The 4,044-nt window shown below is 43.0% G+C and carries 8 protein-coding genes and 2 pseudogenes; 6 read left to right on the plus strand and 4 right to left on the minus strand.

The window, feature by feature from the left end:
• Positions 1 to 59 precede the first annotated feature (59 nt).
• Positions 60 to 290 (plus strand): hypothetical protein, encoded by a 231-nt coding sequence (locus KDK19_RS05285; protein ID WP_257255205.1) that lies wholly within the window; start codon positions 60 to 62, stop codon positions 288 to 290.
• Between the two features lie 76 nt (positions 291 to 366).
• Here KDK19_RS05285 and KDK19_RS05290 read toward each other — a convergent pair whose 3' ends face one another.
• Entirely contained in the window at positions 367 to 924 is a 558-nt protein-coding gene (locus KDK19_RS05290) for a hypothetical protein (protein WP_257255206.1), read from the minus strand.
• Between the two features lie 224 nt (positions 925 to 1,148).
• Between KDK19_RS05290 and KDK19_RS24310 the strand changes: the two genes are divergently transcribed.
• Both KDK19_RS24310 and KDK19_RS05295 read left to right on the plus strand, forming a co-directional pair.
• Positions 1,149 to 1,358, plus strand: coding sequence for a DUF4160 domain-containing protein (locus KDK19_RS24310; protein ID WP_368736439.1), 210 nt, complete (start codon positions 1,149 to 1,151; stop codon positions 1,356 to 1,358).
• A gap of 22 nt (positions 1,359 to 1,380) precedes the next feature.
• Positions 1,381 to 1,626, plus strand: a complete 246-nt coding sequence (locus KDK19_RS05295; RefSeq protein ID WP_257255207.1) for a DUF2442 domain-containing protein — start codon at positions 1,381 to 1,383, stop codon at positions 1,624 to 1,626.
• Positions 1,627 to 1,822: 196 nt separating this feature from the next.
• On the opposite strand, the gene KDK19_RS05300 is transcribed toward KDK19_RS05295, so the two are convergent.
• The 3 genes from KDK19_RS05300 to KDK19_RS05310 are packed head-to-tail and all read right to left on the minus strand — an operon-like array spanning position 1,823 to position 2,908.
• On the minus strand, positions 1,823 to 2,098 hold the full coding sequence (locus KDK19_RS05300) for a transposase (RefSeq protein ID WP_257291492.1): 276 nt from the start codon (positions 2,096 to 2,098) through the stop codon (positions 1,823 to 1,825).
• A 14-nt stretch (positions 2,099 to 2,112) separates the two neighbouring features.
• Positions 2,113 to 2,466, minus strand: a complete 354-nt coding sequence (locus KDK19_RS05305) for a transposase (RefSeq protein ID WP_257291493.1) — start codon at positions 2,464 to 2,466, stop codon at positions 2,113 to 2,115.
• On the minus strand, positions 2,453 to 2,908 hold the full coding sequence (locus tag KDK19_RS05310) for a transposase (protein ID WP_257291494.1): 456 nt from the start codon (positions 2,906 to 2,908) through the stop codon (positions 2,453 to 2,455). The genes KDK19_RS05305 and KDK19_RS05310 overlap by 14 nt, the downstream gene beginning before the upstream one ends.
• Before the next feature lie 158 nt (positions 2,909 to 3,066).
• Between KDK19_RS05310 and KDK19_RS24315 the strand changes: the two are divergent.
• From KDK19_RS24315 to KDK19_RS05320, 3 genes and pseudogenes are all read left to right on the plus strand, one after another.
• A pseudogene (locus KDK19_RS24315) lies at positions 3,067 to 3,175 on the plus strand (ACT domain-containing protein); the annotation flags it as partial.
• 3 nt (positions 3,176 to 3,178) lie between these two features.
• A complete protein-coding gene (locus KDK19_RS05315) occupies positions 3,179 to 3,430 on the plus strand; it encodes an ACT domain-containing protein (RefSeq protein WP_257253540.1) in 252 nt (83 codons plus the stop codon).
• A gap of 363 nt (positions 3,431 to 3,793) precedes the next feature.
• Positions 3,794 to 4,044: pseudogene (locus KDK19_RS05320) on the plus strand (IS3 family transposase); the annotation flags it as partial.

The raw sequence follows: 4,044 nt of genomic DNA on the forward strand, positions 1-4,044 counted from the left end.
GTCTTTGTGCCAGTCTCTGCTATGCTGTTCCTCTTTGACATTTTATTAAGGAGTAACCCATGGGTGCGAAATCCAAACCTCAGTCGACAGAGATTGATCATATCCGTAATACCCTGACTGACGTAGTTGACGGCCTTGGTCAAACCCGTAGTGAGATGCACCAGAGATTTGACCAACAGAGCAAAGAAACCAGCGAACGGTTTGACCAGCAAGATAAGCGCCTTGACCAGCAAGGTTCTGATATTGCCGCTATCAAAGAAATGCTCCAAGCCTTACTCTCCCGCCAATAACCACGCCACCTAACAACTCACTTGACGGGGACCGCTACGCTGCCCCTCAGCTTTGCGGCTATGTTGCACAAAGTAGTCACTCTTTACTAATTTTTTCTCCATAGCATGCATTGCATATAATCTCTTCATCTGCTCTGAATGTATTCTTGCTAGTTTTCTTTTCTTTGCAACAAGAACATATGAAAGGCGATGCTTTAATGGTTTTTACTCTTTTATATCGATCTTTCGCACCAAGTAAAGAAGTCTCTTCCTTCCTGTTAGATGGATATTCACATGCGCCTGCAAAATAATTAGGTTCTGCTATTGAGGAAGCTGTACTTTGTTCGCAAGAGGAATATTGACACCCTTCGGAAACAACACCTTCTCCATTAACTTGAAAAATAATATCAGAACTATCTTCTGTTGTTACTGCAATATTTGTAATATAGCCATGAGATGGATTATAAAAAGAATCATTTATGGTTAAATTAGTTATTGACTGTAAGCGCAAATCAGTAGGCGTAATAACCTTTAAAAAATTAATATCTTTTATAGCAATATTTCCATTTTTAAGAAATATTTCAATACCGTATGAGTTCAAAACAAAAGAGTTCAAAATAAAAACCATTGCTAAAGATAGGATACTTTTACGCATTGGAAACCCCTTAAACTTTAAGCATCGAATTATAGTAACATAACAAATGGTTTCAGTTCGTTCAGTGGCTTCGCCACTCCACCCGAACGCCTTCGGCGGCGGCCGAACCAGGCGTTAGGCGCTAAAACAAAAATCGAAAAAATTGAACGAATCAGCTATCTTATGACTCATAATCATGTGATCTCAGACGAACATCAATATTTTGTTTTCTAAATGATCTAACCATGGGAGTGCTCAGATTGCCAACTATTTTAAGAATCGGGCCATACAGGTTTTTCTTCTACTCCAATGAAAATGGAGAACCTGCCCATATTCATATTCAGCGTGACAAAGCTCTCGCAAAATTCTGTTTAAAACCTGTCATGCTCGCAAGCTCAACAAGATTCTCTGCCAAAGAGATAAGGGAGCTTCAAAAGCATGTAGATAAAAATTAAGATAAATTCTTGGAGGCATGGAATGAATACTTTAAAGGTTGAGGTGCACCCATTAGCTCAAGATGTTAAATTTTCTGAATCTGAGCTAATTGTTAGCTTGGTTGATGGCAGAGTTATACTCGTACCAATCTCTTGGTTTCCATCTCTTTCAAATGGAACCAAACAACAACTCAACAATTGGGAGTTGCTTGGCGAGGGGGATGGTATCCATTGGCCTGATCTTGATGAAGATTTGAGTGTTAAAGGTCTCTTGCTCGGTGTCCACTAAAAATCCTGCTAAGTGCAAATCACGCCTAACCTGCATATTGCATCACCACGTCTGAACTGCTGACGTTTAGTCCATCAGTTTCTGTCGGGCAGTCATTTTGGAAGCTTTCAGCCTTTAAAAGCCATTTTTTCAAAATTCAGACATAACTCCCCCTTACCCCATTGTTTATTCCGTGCCGGGAACAGCACATTCCCCGTTATCCAGGAACCAGCTTCCTCGTCAGTTCCAGAAACAGCTTTTGATCGGGAAAGCTGCTGCTCATATGGATGCTGGTCCGACGAGTGTTGCGGACAGTCACGGCACCTATTTTCAACAACTGGTTACGCAATGTAGGCATCTGGGCACGAGCAAATTTCGTGCGCTTGTGGTAACCGCTTCTTAAGTATTCCAGCAGTACATAGGCCATTCCAGACATCAGTAAACGAAACTGGTTTGACCACCATTTATGGCAACCGGTGCGGTCAGAGAACAACCATTACTGTTCTTTTATCGGTTTTCCATGTCACCACGCATACAGTAGCATCTGTCGTATAGCCATTTAGCAGAACCCTTCAGGTTAGTAACAACATACCGTGTATTGTCTGCCTTGATTGTGAACTCAGCTTTTACATCTACTTTACGCTCTCGCTTTTTCCAGCTCTTGGCTGCGTAGCTGAGCGTGGCGAAACAACGCTGTTTCTCTCTGGTTTCCTTGAAGCCCATGGCAGCCCGATGTCGAACATCCAGCGACAACGCATTTAATCGACTATTTGTGCCAATGCCTGCGATGTAATCGACGTTGCTCCGCTCGCACCAGCTTAATATCTGAGACCGACAAAAGCCGCTGTCACCCCGGAACAAGATTTTTTTTGGGCGGCTTGCGGAATGAAGCAAGAAACTGCTCAATGAGAATCTCATGCATCTGGACAGCCTGTTCCCCGTTTGCGTGCTTTTCAAAGCGGCAGAGCGTTGATTGACTGGCCAGTTGATGCTCAGAATCTGTAGCTGTTTGCAGAGCCAAGTCATAGCGAAGCTGTTGGTGATCATTCAGATCTTCGTAGCCCAAAACCAGAACATATAGGCGCTGTTTGACGACGGTTTCCGTTTTGTGCAGGCAGCGGGCAGTGTCTCTCGGATCGTTGATGATTTTGGCAAGAGCTTTCGATAACTGAAGTTTCCTATCAAGTTGTCGGAGCAAAAGCTCCCCGGCGTTGGAGGTGATGTCGCCACCAGTAAAATCAGCCTGAACCTGTCGTGATTTACAGCGTGGAAAATGAGCGATATTGGAGGTACAATTTGTCATGGGCGATTTGGTAGTTATTGTCGGTGTAAGCAACTGAATTATAAAAAAACCATCTCGCCCTTCTTCTTTATCGTGCAATATGCAGGTTAGCCGTCATAACAACATCGAGATGTATCGTAATGACAGGAATAGTAGATCTTGAAAGACTTCTGGAAAGTATGAGTCCTGTGTTAGTTGAAGGTGAGTTTGTATTTTGCAATGTAACAGGTCAACTGTCCGAATATATACTTAAATCCACTTGCTACTTTCACTGAATTAGAGGGCTTAACATTGGTTTTATCCAAAAGCTCTGCAGAAAATGCTGACATTAGTTTTGAAAATACCTACAAGCAAATCACTTTAACTGTGCATTCAAGCTTAGAGGCTGTTGGGTTAACTGCAATAATATCAAACAAACTTGCGTCAAAAGGTATCAGTGCGAATGTAATTGCAGCATATTTTCATGATCATGTTTTTGTTCAATCGGAAAAGGCGCAAGCCGCATTGGCTGCTCTGCACGAAATATCGGGGAAAAACGGCTAACAAGTTCAGTCAAAGGGATGTGAATCTCCCCCGTTTTAGTGGACACTCAAATCTAACTGAAACGGTGACCACGTGCCTGCTTATCAAACTGGGAAAAAACTCGCCAGTACACCAGCGTATTTAAAGTGTCGCCTGTTAGAATGACCATTGGACTCAACAAAATGGTAAAGGATGTCGTTGAGCTCTCGACATTCATCCCTATATGTTGTTTCGTTGGCGCAAGGAATATTTTGAGAGACAGCTCGTGGCTGATGAGCGCAAAGTTAAGTCAACTCCATCTGATGTACATTCCGAGCAAGGCCAGCTGCGCCAGTTGAAAGAACGGATTGCCGAACTTGAACTGGAGAATGACCTGCTAAAAAAATGGCAAAGGTTCCTTGCGGAACAACGCAGGAAAAATTCTCGTTCATAGCCCGCTTTAAGGATCGCTTTGGCGTTCAGAGGCTTTGTCAGAGGTTCAATGTATCCAGGAGTGGTTTATATGCCTGGAATATCAGAACCCCTGGTATCCGACAGCAGTCTGACGTGAAGCTGTTAAAGCGAATTACTGCCCTGTTTAAAAAATATAAAGGTCGCTATGGCAGCCCCAGACTCTTCAAGACTCTCAGACTGCA

This window comes from Endozoicomonas sp. ONNA1, from assembly GCF_024606325.1.
GTDB lineage: Bacteria > Pseudomonadota > Gammaproteobacteria > Pseudomonadales > Endozoicomonadaceae > Endozoicomonas_A.

What these genes read in the sequence shown, in the direction of transcription:
- KDK19_RS05310 (WP_257291494.1), bottom strand. Translation starts at nt 2,908, where the DNA reads ATGACAAATTGTACCTCCAATATCGCTCATTTTCCACGCTGTAAATCA.
- KDK19_RS05290 (WP_257255206.1), bottom strand. Translation starts at nt 924, where the DNA reads ATGCGTAAAAGTATCCTATCTTTAGCAATGGTTTTTATTTTGAACTCT.
- KDK19_RS24310 (WP_368736439.1), top strand. Translation starts at nt 1,149, where the DNA reads ATGGGAGTGCTCAGATTGCCAACTATTTTAAGAATCGGGCCATACAGG.
- KDK19_RS05295 (WP_257255207.1), top strand. Translation starts at nt 1,381, where the DNA reads ATGAATACTTTAAAGGTTGAGGTGCACCCATTAGCTCAAGATGTTAAA.
- KDK19_RS05285 (WP_257255205.1), top strand. Translation starts at nt 60, where the DNA reads ATGGGTGCGAAATCCAAACCTCAGTCGACAGAGATTGATCATATCCGT.